Origin of the sequence: Actinomadura viridis (assembly GCF_015751755.1) — a bacterium.
Classification (GTDB): domain Bacteria; phylum Actinomycetota; class Actinomycetes; order Streptosporangiales; family Streptosporangiaceae; genus Spirillospora; species Spirillospora viridis.
The window spans coordinates 581,117-596,500 of the sequence record NZ_JADOUA010000001.1 but is presented as its reverse complement, the minus strand read 5'-3'; the positions used below and the strand labels follow the sequence as shown (position 1 = coordinate 596,500).

General features: G+C 69.2%; 11 protein-coding genes. 4 read left to right on the top strand and 7 right to left on the bottom strand.

The features are described from left to right. Positions 1-228 precede the first annotated feature (228 nt). Entirely contained in the window at positions 229-1,209 is a 981-nt protein-coding gene (locus tag IW256_RS02590) for an aldo/keto reductase (RefSeq protein WP_197009414.1), read from the bottom strand. A gap of 44 nt (positions 1,210-1,253) precedes the next feature. Beyond that, the gene (locus IW256_RS02585) at positions 1,254-2,159 is read right to left on the bottom strand and encodes an EamA family transporter (RefSeq protein WP_197009413.1); all 906 of its coding nucleotides are present in this window, start codon (positions 2,157-2,159) and stop codon (positions 1,254-1,256) included. Between the two features lie 34 nt (positions 2,160-2,193). Here IW256_RS02585 and IW256_RS02580 point away from each other — a divergent pair, with 34 nt between their 5' ends. The 4 genes from IW256_RS02580 (at position 2,194) to IW256_RS02565 (ending at position 4,813) form a co-directional block, all read left to right on the top strand. After that, positions 2,194-2,688, top strand: a complete 495-nt coding sequence (locus IW256_RS02580) for an Lrp/AsnC family transcriptional regulator (protein WP_197009412.1) — start codon at positions 2,194-2,196, stop codon at positions 2,686-2,688. 269 nt (positions 2,689-2,957) lie between these two features. Further along, positions 2,958-4,133 carry a helix-turn-helix domain-containing protein gene (locus IW256_RS02575; RefSeq protein WP_197009411.1) on the top strand — a complete coding sequence of 392 codons (1,176 nt, stop codon included), beginning with the start codon at positions 2,958-2,960 and terminating at the stop codon, positions 4,131-4,133. Between the two features lie 76 nt (positions 4,134-4,209). Continuing rightward, on the top strand, positions 4,210-4,596 hold the full coding sequence (locus tag IW256_RS02570) for a hypothetical protein (RefSeq protein WP_197009410.1): 387 nt from the start codon (positions 4,210-4,212) through the stop codon (positions 4,594-4,596). Continuing rightward, the gene (locus tag IW256_RS02565; protein WP_197009409.1) at positions 4,583-4,813 is read left to right on the top strand and encodes a hypothetical protein; all 231 of its coding nucleotides are present in this window, start codon (positions 4,583-4,585) and stop codon (positions 4,811-4,813) included. The genes IW256_RS02570 and IW256_RS02565 overlap by 14 nt, the downstream gene beginning before the upstream one ends. Positions 4,814-4,856: 43 nt before the next feature. Here IW256_RS02565 and IW256_RS02560 read toward each other — a convergent pair whose 3' ends face one another. The 5 genes from IW256_RS02560 to IW256_RS02540 form a co-directional block, all read right to left on the bottom strand. Beyond that, positions 4,857-5,549 carry a hypothetical protein gene (locus IW256_RS02560; RefSeq protein ID WP_197009408.1) on the bottom strand — a complete coding sequence of 231 codons (693 nt, stop codon included), beginning with the start codon at positions 5,547-5,549 and terminating at the stop codon, positions 4,857-4,859. A 426-nt stretch (positions 5,550-5,975) separates the two neighbouring features. Further along, positions 5,976-9,848: a DNA-directed RNA polymerase subunit beta' gene (locus tag IW256_RS02555; protein ID WP_197009407.1), complete on the bottom strand. Its 3,873-nt coding sequence runs from the start codon at positions 9,846-9,848 to the stop codon at positions 5,976-5,978. 19 nt (positions 9,849-9,867) lie between these two features. Next, complete coding sequence (gene rpoB / locus IW256_RS02550) at positions 9,868-13,344, bottom strand: DNA-directed RNA polymerase subunit beta (protein ID WP_197009406.1); 3,477 nt, start codon at positions 13,342-13,344, stop codon at positions 9,868-9,870. Positions 13,345-13,748: 404 nt separating this feature from the next. After that, positions 13,749-14,792 (bottom strand): hypothetical protein, encoded by a 1,044-nt coding sequence (locus IW256_RS02545; RefSeq protein ID WP_197009405.1) that lies wholly within the window; start codon positions 14,790-14,792, stop codon positions 13,749-13,751. Beyond that, complete coding sequence (locus IW256_RS02540) at positions 14,789-15,319, bottom strand: hypothetical protein (RefSeq protein WP_231403614.1); 531 nt, start codon at positions 15,317-15,319, stop codon at positions 14,789-14,791. The genes IW256_RS02545 and IW256_RS02540 overlap by 4 nt, the downstream gene beginning before the upstream one ends. Positions 15,320-15,384: the final 65 nt, after the last annotated feature.

Below are 15,384 nucleotides of genomic sequence, written 5' to 3'. Positions count from 1 at the left end.
GTGCATGCCGGACAGGCTGGCCGAACCGGCTGACCCTTTCCCCCGAGAACCTGTGAGCCTCCTGGGAACCAACCTCCTACAAACCGGACACGAGCCTTGAAAAGGGGGTCCATCCGCCCGCCACCGGGACGGAGTCCCCGGAAACTCCGAGGCTTCTCCCAGCCGGCGTTCCCGTCCCCGGTCGTCGGCCCCTGACCTGGCACCTGCCGTTGCGGTGAATCCCCCGGCCTACTCGTGTCCCAGGATCGGGTGCGGCCGATAGGGGGCCTCCAGGCGGGCCACCTCGTCCTCGTCGAGGGTCAGGCTCGCCGCGGCGACGGCGTCCTCGACGTGCCCGAGGCGGGTCGCGCCGACGATCGGCGCCGTGATGCCCGGACGTCCCAGAAGCCAGGCCAGGGCCACCTGGGCCGGGGGGACGCCGCGCTCGGCGGCGACCGCGCGTACGGCGTCCACGACGGCGAAGTCGGAGTCCTCGTACAGACGCTCGGCCAGGCGATCGCTGCTCGCCCGGACGGTACGGCGCTCACCGCCCCGTTCCCTGTTGCCCGCCAGCAGCCCGCGCGCCAGCGGGCTCCAAGGGATGAGGCCCACACCCTGGTCACGGCAGAGCGGGATCATCTCCCGCTCCTCCTCCCTGTAGACGAGGTTGTAGTGGTTCTGCATCGCCACGAACCGCGCCCAGCCGTGAGACCGCGCGGTGTACTGGGCTTTGGCGAACTGCCACGCGTACATGCTGGAGGCCCCGATGTAGCGGGCCTTGCCCGCCCGGACCACATCGTTCAACGCCTCCATCGTCTCTTCGATGGGCGTCTCGTAGTCCCACCGATGGATCTGGTAGAGGTCCACATACTCGGTCCCCAGCCGCCGCAACGAGGCGTCGATCGACGACAGCACGTGCTTGCGCGAGAGTCCCCGGTCGTTGGCCCCCGAGCCCATCGGGAAGTAGACCTTGGTGGCGAGCACGTAGTCGTCACGGCGCGGGAAGAACCGGGCCAGCAACCGCCCGGTGATCTCTTCCGAGCGCCCCCGCGAGTACATGTCGGCCGTGTCGAAGAACGTCACGCCGCCCTCCACCGCCCGGCGGACGATCGGTTCGGCCCCCTCCTCGTCCAGGTACCACTCCCAGTGCGCGGGGTCGCCGTAACTCATCATCCCCAGGCATACGCGCGAGACCTTCAGCCCCGTACGGCCGAGCCGGACCTGTTCCATGACGTCCCTTTCTTCGAACTGACCATTGTCGTGTGCGCGCCGGCTCAGTCCCGTACCGCCGAGCCGGTCTTGTCCCCCGCCTCCTCGACTCGTACGACCGGTGCCATGGCATCGCCGCGCGACTCCCGGTGCACGGCCACCCCCAGGATCACCAGCCCCACCCCCACGGCCTCGGCCGGCGACGGGACCTGAGCCAGCACCGCCACGCCGACCAGCACCGCGATCGCGGGGAGCAGCGCCGTCATCAGCGCGTAGGTGGCGCGGGCCAGCCGCGCCATCGCGAACTGGTCCAGGACGTACGGGATCACCGAGGAGCACAGGCCCACCCCGAAGCCCGCGGCCAGCGCGACCGGATCGGTGAGCGCCGGCACCATCTGGGCCCCGGCCACCGGGATCGAGACCACCGCGGCCACCACCATCGCCGCCGCGAGGCCGTCGATCCCCCCGGCCGCGCCGGTGCGTCCGGCCGCCCGGTGCGCGACCACGATGTACACCGCGAACAACGCCGCGTTGACGAAGGCGAAGGCGAACCCCATCGGCTCTCCCTCCAGCCGCACGTCCGTCAGCACGTACACGCCCCCGACCGCCGCGGCCAGCGCGGCCAGGTTCCGCGCCGTACGCGCGCCGAGGGCCGCCAGCGCGATCACCGGCAGGAACTCGATCGCCGCCACCGTGCCCAGGGGCAGCCGGGCGATCGCCATGTAGAAGGCGGCGTTCATGACCGCGAGCACGGCGCCCCACACCAGCACCGTACGGCGCCCCTCCCGGTCGAGACGGCGGAACGCGCGCCAGGGCCGGCGCCACAGCGCCAGCACCAGGGCCGCGGACCAGATCCGCAGCCCCGCGACCCCCAGAGGTTCGATCCGGGCGAACAAGAGGACGGCGAACGCAGGCCCCAAATAGTGGAAGACGGCGCTTCCCGAGAAGTACGACCAGGGCGGAAACGACATGGCCGTATGGTCGGCCAGTCCCTACTTTGGGGGAATGGCGAACCGAAAGGGCAGACCCGGCCGGGCCTTCGAACCCAAGCCGCTCGACGCCGTCGACCTACGCATCCTCACCGAGCTGCAACGCGACGCCCGCGTGAGCTTCGCCGAGCTGGGCCGCCGGGTGGCGCTGTCCCCGCCCGCCGTCGCCGAGCGCGTGCAGCGGCTGGAGGAGACCGGCGTCATCACCGGCTACCACGCCGCGGTGGACCCGGCCGTCCTGGGCTTCCCGATCACGGTCCTGGTCCGCGTCCGCCCGTCGCCCCGCGAGCTGAGCCGGATCCCCAAGATCGCCGACGAGATCCCGCAGATCGTGGAGTGCCACCGCATGACCGGGGACGACTGCTACTACTTCCTCGCCCATCTGCGCGGCATCGACGAACTGGAACCCCTGCTCGACCGCTTCACCCCCTACGCCCGGACCACCACCTCGATCCTGCAATCCGCCCCCGTCCCCCGCCGCCCCCTCCCCCTGCACGCCGACGCTCTCTGACCCCCATACGCCCGTCCGAAGGCCCCCCGCGTCCGGGACCTCGGGGCCACCGGCACTCCCCAGGGCGCCGCCCAGGGCGCGCCGCGCCCATCAAGCAGCATGCGCGTCCAGGACCTCACGAACCTCCGGCACGTCCCGGTACCGCTCAAGCCGAGCAAGCACGACCTTCCGCCGCCCACCGGTCTGGTCGCGCACTCGCAGCGCGGTGTCAGCGCAGCGGCACTGCGACCTAACCTCCGCGCCATAGTGAAAGTGCTTAGCCTGTGCCCATGGGCACTCGGAATATCGGACAGCGTCTCCAGGAGTGGCGTAAGCGGCGCGGGCTCACTCAACGAGAACTGGCCGCGCTTGCCGGAGTATCCCTCTCGCTCGTCAGGAAACTAGAACAAGGTGAACGCGAAGACGCCCGTTTGGAGACATTGCGCAAGTTCGCCTCGGCTCTCAACATTTCGACCTCAGCGTTGATCGAGATATCGGACCCGATGGCGTCCCCGTCCACGGGCACCGCCACCGGTCGATGGGAGTCCGTACGCAGGGCATTGCACGGGCTGGAGACAGACGAGATCGCCGAGCCGCCCACCTCCGACGGGGTGGCGCGGTCCTTGGCCTCCGCCATGCCCCTCTTCGCCGGAGATCGCTACTCGCAACTGGCCACGGCACTCCCGCCGATGCTGCGCGACGCCGCCGCACTCGGGCGCGAGGGCCGGGTGGTACGGGCACGCCTGCTCCACCACACAGGGTGGCTGCTGACCCAGACTCGCCAGTTCGAGCTGGCGGACCTGGCGTTGCGGCGTGCACTGGACGATGCGTCCGATCGGCTGGACGCCGCGGCCACGATCAACACGCTCGCCTGGCTGCTGATACGGCAGGGGCGGCTCTCCGAAGCCATCGGCCTCGCGGCGGAGTGGGCGGACGAGGTCGAGCCCCGCATGTCCCGCGCGACCGTGGCGGAACTGTCGACCTGGGGCTGGCTGCTCGTGCGGCTCTCGGCGGCGGCCGTGCGCGACAACCGGCCCGGGGAGGCGGAGGACGCGATCCGGCTGGCGCGCGCGGCGGCCGTGGCGATGGGGGGCGAGTACTCGCCCGCCGGTGACTTTCTACGCGCCTTCGGCCCGCTCACGGTGGCCATGAAGAGGACGGAGAACGCCATGGTGGAGGACAAGCCTGACCAGGTGCTCGCCATGGCGCAGCGCATACCGGTCGGCGACCTGCGTCCCACGTCGAACAACCGGAACCGTCATCTGCTCGATGTCGCCAAGGCCCGGGTGCAGCTCCGGCAGCACGCGGAGGCGTTCGAGCTATTGCAGGGCATCCGGCACGAGGCCCCGCAGTGGACGACCAATCAGCGCTATGCGCGGGATATCTTCGGACAGATCGTCGCGCGGCGAAGGACCCTGACTCCGGATATGAGGGAATTCGCCGACTTTATTCAGCTGCCGGTATGACGCCGCGTGGCACTTTACGAGGCGGTCGGCTGAGAGTGCCATTGGCGGGACGGCGCCGAATACTTAGCGTTCACGCATGGACACGGAAACGAGTACCGCCGTCCCGGCGGCTACCTGGCGGGACGCGGCGTCGGGGTTGGTCGGCGCGCTGGAGGCTCGTGGGCTGGCGGCCGAGATCTGCGGGCATGGGGCGGTACGGGCCCGTAACCCGGCCTGCGGCCCTCCGGACCCCGGTGATGCCCTCGGAAGGCGGCTCAGCCCCGGCCTCCAGCAGGAGGTCCTGTGCCGCACCAATGCCGCCACAGGCACGCTCTGGTGGTTCTGGGCGTGGTCGGGGCCGGAACGCGGGTCCGCACCCGACCTCGAACCGCTCTGCCCCCTGGAGGACATCTGGCGGGCGGCTGAACGGATCGCCCACGTCCTGGCGGTCCCGGCGGAGGACTCCGGCGATGCCCTGCCCTAGACCTCCGTTCTCGAACGACGCCGTGTGGCTGGTGGTCGCGCAGGTACGGCGGGAGTTTCCGGGCGTCGTCGCCTGGTACGGCTGGGCCACCCGGTCATGGTGGGCGTACGTTCCTCTGCGGGACGGGGCCCGGCTGGTGGAGGCGCCCACTCCCCGCGTGCTGCGGGAGGCCATCGAGAACGCGGCCCACCGGCCCTTCCCAAAGGGCCCGCTTTGAGGTGAGGCCGTCTTCCACAGGGTGTGGAAGACGGCCTCTTCGGTCAGCCGGTGATGTAGAGCTTCTGGTCGAAGACGCCCGAGCCGGCGGTGGTCTCACCGCGTGCCGTGGCGTTGCCGTTGCCCGTGCCGGTCGTCGGGCACAGCGAGCTGCTGCCCGTCAGCCGGTCGAGCCGGGCGTTGTTCAGGCTGCCCTGGGCGTCGTCGACGCTGGGAACGGGACGGTTGGGGTTGTCGCGGTTGTAGACGTTGAAGGTGAGCGAGCCGACCGTGGAGCCGAAGCCGTAGTAGCAGGTCTGGGTGCCCAGGATGTTCATGACGACCTTGATCCTGAGGCCGGGGTCGCTGATGGACAGGGTGCCGTCCCGGCCACCGGCGACCGGGGCGTAGGTGACCTGGCCCTGGGTGTAGGGCAACCCCTCGAAGGCGACCTGCGCGCTGCCCGCCGAACTCGAGCAGGCACCGACCGTGGCCTGGTTGAGCGTTCCGGTGCCGGCGGACTGGACCGTCCCGGTCAGCGTGACCTGGGGACAACTCGCGGTGATGTTGATGCCCAGGACGGTGGCGGTGAAGGTCAGGTTCCCGATGTTGGTGATCCGCCAGTTGCCGGAGTAGGCGGCTCCGGTGGCGGTGTCGCGGCGGACCGTGGTGGTCGCCGCGGTGGCGCTGCCCGCCGTGAGCGTGAGCGCGGCGCCGGCCGCGACCGCGGACACGCCGATCCTGGTCAGGGTTCTCATGCTTCCTCCTCGGTGAACCCCGCTGACGCCTCCGGCGCGTGATCGGCGACGCAAGGCCCTGCGCGCCGCGCGCCGGCCCCCACCGCGGTGCCTGCTTTTTATCCCGACCGCGCCGCGGACGCTGTAAGGGCGGCTGATAAACGCGGCGGGCACGCTGTGAGGGCGGCTGCTGAACGGTCCGCCGGAAAGAGCCCTCGGGAACGCCGAAAGGCCCCGTCCCTACGTTGACTTGCGGCGAGTGCACCCATGTCACCCATGTCGAGGACGGCCGCGACGAGCACCGCACGCGGGGGCCGGCGGAGCTGCGGGAGAAGCTCGACCTTCCCCGGACCCGCTGAGAGCGCCACCGGTGAAAGGCGAGAGGCCCCTTCCGAGCCAGGCTCGGAAGGGGCCCCTGTCGCGCTTCGCCCTCGGACGTGCCGCTACTTACCGGTTGTACTGACCGAAGTCGTACTCCTCCAGCGGAACGGCCTCGCCGGAGCCCTGACCGAACGCGTACTCGGCACCGTCGTCGTACGAGCCGACCGAGTACACCGCGGCCTTGGCCTCCTCGGTGGGCTCGACCCGGACGTTGCGGTACTGCGGCATGCCGGTACCGGCCGGGATGAGCTTACCGATGATGACGTTCTCCTTGAGGCCCAGCAACGGGTCGCTCTTGGCGTGCATGGCCGCCTCGGTGAGCACCCGGGTGGTCTCCTGGAAGGACGCCGCCGACAGCCACGACTCGGTCGCCAGGGACGCCTTGGTGATCCCCATGAGGACCGGACGGCCCGCGGCGGGCACCCCGCCCTCGGCGACCACGCCGCGGTTGGTCTCCTCGAAGAGGGGACGCTCCACCAGGTCGCCGGGGAGCAGGTCGGTGTCGCCCGACTCCAGGATGTTCACCCGCTTGAGCATCTGGCGAACGATGATCTCGATGTGCTTGTCGTGGATCGACACACCCTGAGACCGGTAGACCTCCTGGACCTCCTGGACGAGGTGCAGCTGCACCGCGCGGGGGCCGAGGATGCGCAGCACCTCGTGCGGGTCGATCGCGCCCACGATGAGCTTCTCGCCCACCGCGACCCGCTCGCCCTCCTTGACCAGCAGGCGGGACCGCATCGGAACCTGGTAGGCGATCTCCTCCGAGCCGTCGTCCGGGACGATGACGACCTTGCGGGTCTTCTCCGTCTCGTCGATCTTGACTCGGCCGGCCACCTCGCTGATCGGGGCCATTCCCTTGGGGATACGGGCCTCGAACAGCTCGGTCACACGCGGCAGACCATGGGTGATGTCACCGCCGGCCACACCACCGGTGTGGAACGTGCGCATGGTCAGCTGGGTGCCGGGCTCGCCGATGGACTGCGCGGCGATGATGCCGACGGCCTCACCGACGTCCACCCGCTTGCCGGTGGCCAGCGAACGGCCGTAGCAGGCGGCGCAGACACCGATCTTGGCCTCGCAGACCAGCGCGCTGCGGGTCCGCACCTCCTCGACACCGGCCTCGACCAGGCGGGCGACCACCGAGTCCGACAGGTCGGTGTCGCCCGGGAAGATGACCGTCCCGTCGACCACGACGTCATCGGCGATGGTCCGGCCGATCAGGCTGGTCTCCGTGGTGGCCAGGCTGGTCAGCGTGCCGTCCGGCAGGCGGTCGGCCACCCGGAACGGGATCGTGCGGTCGGTGCCGCAGTCCTCCTCCCGGACGATGACGTCCTGCGCGACGTCCACCAGACGCCGGGTCAGGTAACCCGAGTCGGCGGTCCGCAGCGCGGTGTCGGCCAGGCCCTTCCGGGCGCCGTGGGTCGAGATGAAGTACTCGACCACCGACAGGCCCTCGCGGAACGAGGACTTGATCGGCCGCGGGATGGTCTCGCCCTTGGGGTTGGAGACCAGACCGCGCATACCGGCGATCTGCCGGACCTGCAGCGGGTTGCCTCGGGCACCGGAGTTGACCATCATCCAGACCGGGTTGGTCCGGGGGAAGGCCTTCTCCATGTCCACCGCGACGTCCGCCGTGGCCTTGTTCCAGATCTCGATGAGCTCCTGCTTGCGCTCGTCATCGGTGATCAGACCGCGGTTGAACTCGCGCTGCACCTTGTCGGCGCGGCGCTCGTACACATCGAGGATCTCGGCCTTGTTCGGCGGGACGACGACGTCCTCGATCGAGATGGTGACCCCGGACCGGGTGGCCCAGTGGAAACCGGTGCTCTTGAGGGCGTCCAGCGCGTTGGCCACCTCGACCTTGGGGTAGGTCTCGGCCAGCTCGTTCACGATCGCCGACAGCTGCTTCTTGCCGACCTCGTAGTTGACGAACGGGAAGTCGGCGGGCAGCGTCTCGTTGAACAGCGCCCGGCCCAGGGTGGTCTCCAGCCGGTACGGCCGACCGGGCTCGTGGCCCTCGGGCGCCTGCCAGCCGCGCGGCGGCGGGACGTCCTTGAGCCGAATCTGGATCTTGGCCTGCAGATCCAGCTCCGCCCGGTCGTAGGCCATGATGGCCTCGGCGACCGAACCGAACGCGCGGCCCTCGCCCTCGGCACCCTCCTTCTCCGTGGTCAGCCAGTACAGACCGATGACCATGTCCTGGGTGGGCATGGTGACCGGCTTGCCGTCCGACGGCTTGAGGATGTTGTTGGTCGACAGCATCAGGATCCGCGCCTCGGCCTGCGCCTCGGCCGACAGCGGCAGGTGCACCGCCATCTGGTCGCCGTCGAAGTCGGCGTTGAACGCGGTGCAGACCAGCGGGTGGATCTGGATGGCCTTGCCCTCGACCAGCTGCGGCTCGAACGCCTGGATGCCCAGCCGGTGCAGGGTCGGCGCGCGGTTCAGCAGCACGGGGTGCTCGGTGATGACCTCTTCGAGGACGTCCCACACCACCGGGCGGGCCCGCTCGACCATGCGCTTGGCGCTCTTGATGTTCTGCGCGTGGTTGAGGTCGACCAGCCGCTTCATCACGAACGGCTTGAACAGCTCCAGCGCCATCTGCTTGGGCAGGCCGCACTGGTGCAGCTTCAGCTGCGGGCCGACCACGATGACCGAACGGCCGGAGTAGTCGACGCGCTTGCCCAGCAGGTTCTGGCGGAACCGGCCCTGCTTGCCCTTGAGCATGTCCGACAGCGACTTCAGCGGACGGTTGCCCGGCCCGGTGACCGGACGGCCGCGGCGGCCGTTGTCGAACAGCGCGTCGACGGCCTCCTGCAGCATCCGCTTCTCGTTGTTGACGATGATCTCGGGCGCGCCCAGGTCGAGCAGCCGCTTGAGCCGGTTGTTCCGGTTGATCACACGCCGGTACAGGTCGTTCAGGTCGGAGGTGGCGAACCGGCCACCGTCCAGCTGGACCATCGGACGCAGGTCCGGCGGGATCACCGGGATGCAGTCCAGCACCATGCCCAGCGGCGAGTTGCGGGTGTTGAGGAACGCCGAGACGACCTTGAGCCGCTTCAGGGCGCGGGCCTTCTTCTGGCCCTTGCCGGTACGGATGATCTCGCGGAGCTTCTCGGCCTCGGCCTCGAGGTCGAAGTTCTGCAGCCGGGCCTGGATGGCCGCGGCGCCCATGCCGCCCTCGAAGTACTTGCCGAAGCGGTCCCGCATCTCGCGGTAGAGCAGCTCGTCGCCCTCGAGGTCCTGGACCTTGAGGTTCTTGAAGCGGCTCCAGACCTCCTCCAGGCGGTCGAGTTCGCGCTGCGCGCGGTCGCGCAGCTGCTTCATCTCCCGCTCGGCACCGTCGCGCACCTTGCGCTTCTGGTCGGCCTTGGCGCCGGCCGCCTCCAGCTCCGCCAGGTCGCCCTCCAGCTTCTGCTGGCGGGCCTCGACCTGGGCGTCGCGGGCCTGCTCGACCTGCTGGCGCTCCACCGAGATGTGCGCCTCCAGCGTGGGCAGGTCGCGGTCGCGACGCTCCGCGTCCACACTGGTGATCATGTAGGCCGCGAAGTAGATGATCTTCTCGAGATCCTTCGGGGCCAGGTCCAGCAGGTAGCCCAGCCGGCTGGGCACGCCCTTGAAGTACCAGATGTGGGTGACCGGGGCGGCCAGCTCGATGTGGCCCATCCGCTCACGCCGCACCTTGGCACGGGTCACCTCGACGCCGCAGCGCTCACAGATGATGCCCTTGAACCGGACGCGCTTGTACTTGCCGCAGTAGCACTCCCAGTCCCGGGTGGGACCGAAGATCTTCTCGCAGAAGAGCCCGTCCTTCTCCGGCTTGAGGGTCCGGTAGTTGATCGTCTCCGGCTTCTTGACCTCACCGTGCGACCACTGCCGGATGTCGTCCGCCGTGGCGAGGCCGATCCGCAGCTCGTCGAAGAAATTGACGTCGAGCACTTGCATTTCCCCTTATGAATCAGACCTCGTCGACACTCATCGCACCCTCGTTGGGGCGCCGAGAGAGGTCGATGCCGAGCTCCTCCGCCGCGCGGAAGACGTCCTCGTCGGTGTCACGCATCTCGATGGACATGCCGTCGCTGGAGAGCACCTCGACGTTGAGGCACAGCGACTGCATCTCCTTGATGAGCACCTTGAACGATTCCGGGATGCCCGGCTCCGGGATGTTCTCGCCCTTGACGATGGCCTCGTAGACCTTCACGCGGCCGAGCACGTCGTCGGACTTGATGGTCAGCAGCTCCTGCAGGGCGTAGGCCGCACCGTAGGCCTCCAGCGCCCAGACCTCCATCTCGCCGAAGCGCTGGCCGCCGAACTGGGCCTTACCACCCAGCGGCTGCTGGGTGATCATGGAGTACGGACCGGTCGACCTGGCGTGGATCTTGTCGTCCACCAGGTGGAGCAGCTTGAGGATGTAGATGTAGCCGACCGAGATCGGGTCCTTGTACGGCTCGCCGGTACGCCCGTCGAAGAGCCGGGCCTTACCGCCGGGGCCGACCAGGCGGTCGCCGTCGCGGTTGGGCAGGGTGCTGGCGATCAGGCCGGTGACGTCGTCCTCGCGGGCGCCGTCGAACACCGGCGTGGCGGTCTTGGTCCACGGCTCGGCCTCGTCGGCGCCGATCTCCTGGAGAGCGCGCTTCCACGACTCGTCGTCGCCCTCGACCTTCCAGCCGCGGCTGGCCACCCACCCGAGGTGGGTCTCCAGGACCTGGCCGACGTTCATCCGGCCGGGCACGCCCAGCGGGTTGAGAACGATGTCGACCGGGGTGCCGTCCTCCAGGAACGGCATGTCCTCGACCGGCAGCACCTTGGAGATGACGCCCTTGTTGCCGTGCCGGCCGGCCAGCTTGTCACCGTCGGTGATCTTGCGCTTCTGCGCCACGTAGACGCGGACCAGCTCGTTCACGCCCGGCGGGAGCTCGTCGCCCTCGTCCCGGCTGAACACCCGGACGCCGATGACCTTGCCCTGCTCGCCGTGCGGCACCTTCAGGGAGGTGTCGCGGACCTCGCGGGCCTTCTCACCGAAGATCGCGCGCAGCAGCCGCTCCTCCGGCGTCAGCTCGGTCTCCCCCTTCGGGGTGACCTTGCCGACCAGGATGTCGCCGGGGACGACATCGGCGCCGATGCGGACGATGCCGCGCTCGTCGAGGTCGGCCAGCACCTCCTCGGAGACGTTCGGGATGTCCCGGGTGATCTCCTCGGGGCCCAGCTTGGTGTCGCGGGCGTCGACCTCGTGCTCCTCGATGTGGATCGAGGACAGGACGTCGTCCTGCACGAGGCGCTGGGAGAGGATGATGGCGTCCTCGTAGTTGTGGCCCTCCCACGGCATGAACGCCACCAGGAGGTTCTTGCCGAGCGCCATCTCGCCCTGGTCGGTGCACGGGCCGTCGGCGACGACCTGGCCCTCCTCGACCCGCTGCCCCTCCACCACGATGGGCTTCTGGTTGAAGCAGGTGCCCTGGTTGGACCGCTTGAACTTCGTCACGCGGTACGTCGTCCGCGTGCCGTCGTCGTTCATGACCGTGATGTAGTCGGCCGAGACCTCTTCGACCACGCCGGACTTCTCGGCGATGATCACGTCACCGGCGTCGACCGCGGCACGGTACTCCATGCCGGTGCCCACCAGCGGCGCCTCGCTGCGCAGCAGCGGCACCGACTGGCGCTGCATGTTGGAGCCCATCAGCGCCCGGTTGGCGTCGTCGTGCTCCAGGAACGGGATCATCGCGGTGGCCACCGAGGCCATCTGCCGCGCCGAGACGTCCATGTACTGGACCTCGCGCGGGCCCACCAGCTCGACCTCGCCGCCCTTCTTGCGGACCAGCACCCGGTCCTCGGCGAACGTGCCGTCCTCGCCCAGCGCCGAGTTGGCCTGCGCGATGATGTACCGGTCCTCCTCGTCGGCGGTGAGGTAGTCGATCTGGTCGGTGACCCGGCCGTCGACGACCTTGCGGTACGGCGTCTCGACGAACCCGAACGGGTTGACCCGGCCGAACGCGGCCAGCGAGCCGATCAGGCCGATGTTGGGGCCTTCCGGCGTCTCGATCGGGCACATGCGGCCGTAGTGCGACGGGTGGACGTCACGGACCTCCATGCCCGCCCGCTCACGCGACAGACCGCCCGGACCCAGCGCCGACAGGCGGCGCTTGTGGGTCAGGCCGTCCAGGGGGTTGGTCTGCTGCATGAACTGCGACAGCTGGCTGGTGCCGAAGAACTCCTTGATGGAGGCCACGACCGGCCGGATGTTGATCAGGGTCTGCGGCGTGATCGCCTCGACGTCCTGGGTGGTCATCCGCTCGCGGACGACGCGCTCCATCCGGGCCAGGCCCAGCCGGACCTGGTTCTGGATCAGCTCGCCCACCGTGCGCAGCCGCCGGTTGCCGAAGTGGTCGATGTCATCGACCTCGATCGGCACCGGGACGGTGCCCAGGGTGCTCTCCTCCTCGCCGGCGTGCAGCCGGACGAGGTACTCGATGGTGGCGACGACGTCGTCCTCGGTCAGCGTCCCCTGGTTCATGTCCAGGTCGAGACCGAGCTTCTTGTTGACCTTGTAACGCCCGACCTTGGCCAGGTCGTAGCGCTTGGGGTTGAAGTACAGGTTCTCCAGCAGGGTCTGCGCCGACTCCTTGGTCGGCGGCTCGCCCGGACGCAGCTTGCGGTAGATGTCCAGCAGCGCGTCGTCCTGGCCGGAGGTGTGGTCCTTCTCCAGGGTGACGTTGATCGACTCGTAGCCGCCGAACCGCTCGCGGATGCGGTCCTCGGTCCAGCCGAGGGCCTTGAGCAGTACGGTCACCGGCTGCTTGCGCTTGCGGTCGATGCGCACGCCAACGTTGTCGCGCTTGTCGATCTCGAACTCGAGCCAGGCGCCGCGGCTCGGGATGACCTTGCAGCCGTAGATGTCCTTGTCCGACGCCTTGTCGAGGGCGCGGTCGAAGTAGACACCGGGCGAACGGACCAGCTGGGAGACGACCACCCGCTCGGTGCCGTTGATGATGAAGGTGCCCTTGGGCGTCATGAGCGGGAAGTCGCCCATGAACACCGTCTGGCTCTTGATTTCACCGGTGGTGTTGTTGATGAACTCCGCCGTGACGAACATGGGGGCGGAGTAGGTCATGTCCTTGTCCTTGCACTCCTCGACGGAGTACTTGGGCGGCTCGAACCGGTGGTCCCGGAACGACAGGGACATGGTCCCGGAGAAGTCCTCGATGGGACTGATCTCTTCGAAGATCTCCTCAAGACCCGACTGGGTCGGGACGCTCTTACTTCCGGCCTTCTGGGCCGCCTCGACCCGGGCCTTCCACCTCTCGTTGCCCAACAGCCAGTCAAACGAGTTGGTCTGCAGCGCGAGGAGGTCCGGGACTTCGAGCGGCTCCTTGATGCGCGCGAAGGAGACGCGGTTCGGACCGGTTGCGGTATTCGAGGCGTTGCGCGAGGCTGCCAAGAGTGGTCCTTCCGAGGGCTCGCGGCGTAATTTGACGACACGCACGCCAGACGTTCCAGGTGCGGGACCCCGGGCTCGAACCCCCTCGAAGGGGGACGGAACGGGGTGGTCTCACACGTGGATAGTCAGAGGGCAGCGCAAAGGGGCAGTGTAGCCGACCACCACACCGCTCGCAACTCTACCGCCGCAGTATGCATCACAGTTGCCATGGAGCATCGCCCCTCAGGGCCTTCGAGTCAAGAGCGGACTTGGACTTTTCGGGCTCTGACCTGCAGTGAGGAAGGCCATAGTTTAGGATCCCCGGCGCTACCCACGGGTAGACGCGCGGAAGGCGCCGGAACGGGGTGTCGTCCGGCGCCTTCCCGGGCCAGGCCGGCGGGCGCGCCGCCGGAGGAATCCGCAGGTCAGATCATCTGAAGCTCGGAGACGAGCCAGCGGTCGCCGACCTTGGCCATCACGAGCCGCAGCGTGTACTGGTTGGGGGTGCGCTCCGCGCTGGCCCCCTTCGCGGTCTGCTGGTTCAGGTAGACCAGCGCGATCGCCTTGTCACCGTCGAGGCTCTCCACGGCCGTCCGGACCGCCGTGCCCTCAACCACCGCCTGCTGCTGGGTGGCCGACGGCTTCACCTGGGAGATCTGCTGCTCGAACTGGCGGCGGAAGTTCCCCGTGGTGTGGCCGGTCGCGCGCTTGAGGTCGGCGTCGATGGTCCGGAAGTCGTACGACGACAGGTCCTCGGCCGCCTGCTTGGCGGCGATCCCGGCCTGCATGGTGGCCTTCTCGTCGGCCTTGATCCCCTGCACGGCCGTGAACAGCCAGCCCAGGAGCCCGGCCAGGGCCAGATTCACCGCGACCAGCGCGTACGCCCGGCCGCTCAGCGCCGGAAGGCGGCGCCTGCGCGCCACGGGCTCGACGGCGTCACCATCGTCGGCCGAGTCGGCCGAGACGTCGGCGTCCTCCGCGTCGTCCTCGTCCGTTTCATCCTCGGCCGCCTCGCCGGCCGAGGCTTCGGTGGACTTCTCGGGCTTCTCCGGCTTCTCCAGCTTCTCCGGCTTCTCCAGGTTCTCCGGCTTCTCGGACGTGTCCGCCTTCTTGGTCTTCTTGGCCTTCTTCGCCTTCTTGGAGATCTCGACCTTCTCGGCGGGGGCCGTGGACGCGTCCTCGCCCTCGTCCGCCGCCTCGGCGCCGGCGTCCCCGGCCGTCGCGCCCTCGCCGCCGGACGCGCCCTCCGGTCCGCCCTTCGATCCGCCCTCCGGCTCGGCCCCGGACCGTTCCGGGTCGGGGTCGGCCTCGATCTCCCGTTCGGCCTCCTCGGCCTCCCGGAGGGCGGCCTCGGCCTCCGCCTCGGCCTCCTTGGCCCTTCTCGCGGCCTCAGCGGCCCGCTGACGGGCTTTCTCGGCCTTCCGGGCCTTCTGCTCGGCTTCGCGCTCTTCGCGCCTCAGCGTCGTCATGGGACCAGTCCCAGCTTGGAGACGAGCCAGCGGTCGCCGACTCGGGTGAGGGCCATCTCGAAGCGGTAGTACCGCGGAGCGCCCTGCTTGACCTTCGGGCTGGTGGTCGTCGCGTTGATCGCGACCATCACCTCGGCGGAGTCCCCGTCCATGGAGATCACCCCGGCGCGAACCTGCTGGACCTGCGAGATGGACTGGGTCTTGGTGGCGGTGTCAGCGATGATCTTGGCCTGGGTGGCCCACTGGTTCTTGACGTCGCCCGTCATCCCCGCGAGCACCCGGTCGATGCCCTTCTGCACCTCGCGGTAGTCCAGGCTCGCCAGGTTCACCCCGGTCTGGCGGGCGGCCTGGGTGGCCGCGGCGCGCTGCTTCTCGCGGTCCTGGCCCTTCCACCACTGGTCATAGCCGTAAAACCCGGCCACGGCGGCGAGCGCCACCGCGAGCACGCCCAGGACGATCACGGTGACCCGGTCACCGCGGCCCCGCGACGCCGCGGCGTCGACCGCGTCGGTCGCGCCGTACTTCATCGCGTCGCCTCCTCCATCGGATCGGTCGTACACACCGGCGTCACCGGCGTTCGCGTTCTCTCCCC

Coding starts and splice junctions, on each gene's coding strand:
- IW256_RS02575 (WP_197009411.1), top strand. CDS start 2,958: ATGGGCACTCGGAATATCGGACAGCGTCTCCAGGAGTGGCGTAAGCGG.
- IW256_RS02565 (WP_197009409.1), top strand. CDS start 4,583: ATGCCCTGCCCTAGACCTCCGTTCTCGAACGACGCCGTGTGGCTGGTG.
- IW256_RS02540 (WP_231403614.1), bottom strand. CDS start 15,319: ATGAAGTACGGCGCGACCGACGCGGTCGACGCCGCGGCGTCGCGGGGC.
- IW256_RS02585 (WP_197009413.1), bottom strand. CDS start 2,159: ATGTCGTTTCCGCCCTGGTCGTACTTCTCGGGAAGCGCCGTCTTCCAC.
- IW256_RS02590 (WP_197009414.1), bottom strand. CDS start 1,209: ATGGAACAGGTCCGGCTCGGCCGTACGGGGCTGAAGGTCTCGCGCGTA.
- IW256_RS02560 (WP_197009408.1), bottom strand. CDS start 5,549: ATGAGAACCCTGACCAGGATCGGCGTGTCCGCGGTCGCGGCCGGCGCC.
- IW256_RS02580 (WP_197009412.1), top strand. CDS start 2,194: ATGGCGAACCGAAAGGGCAGACCCGGCCGGGCCTTCGAACCCAAGCCG.
- IW256_RS02570 (WP_197009410.1), top strand. CDS start 4,210: ATGGACACGGAAACGAGTACCGCCGTCCCGGCGGCTACCTGGCGGGAC.
- IW256_RS02545 (WP_197009405.1), bottom strand. CDS start 14,792: ATGACGACGCTGAGGCGCGAAGAGCGCGAAGCCGAGCAGAAGGCCCGG.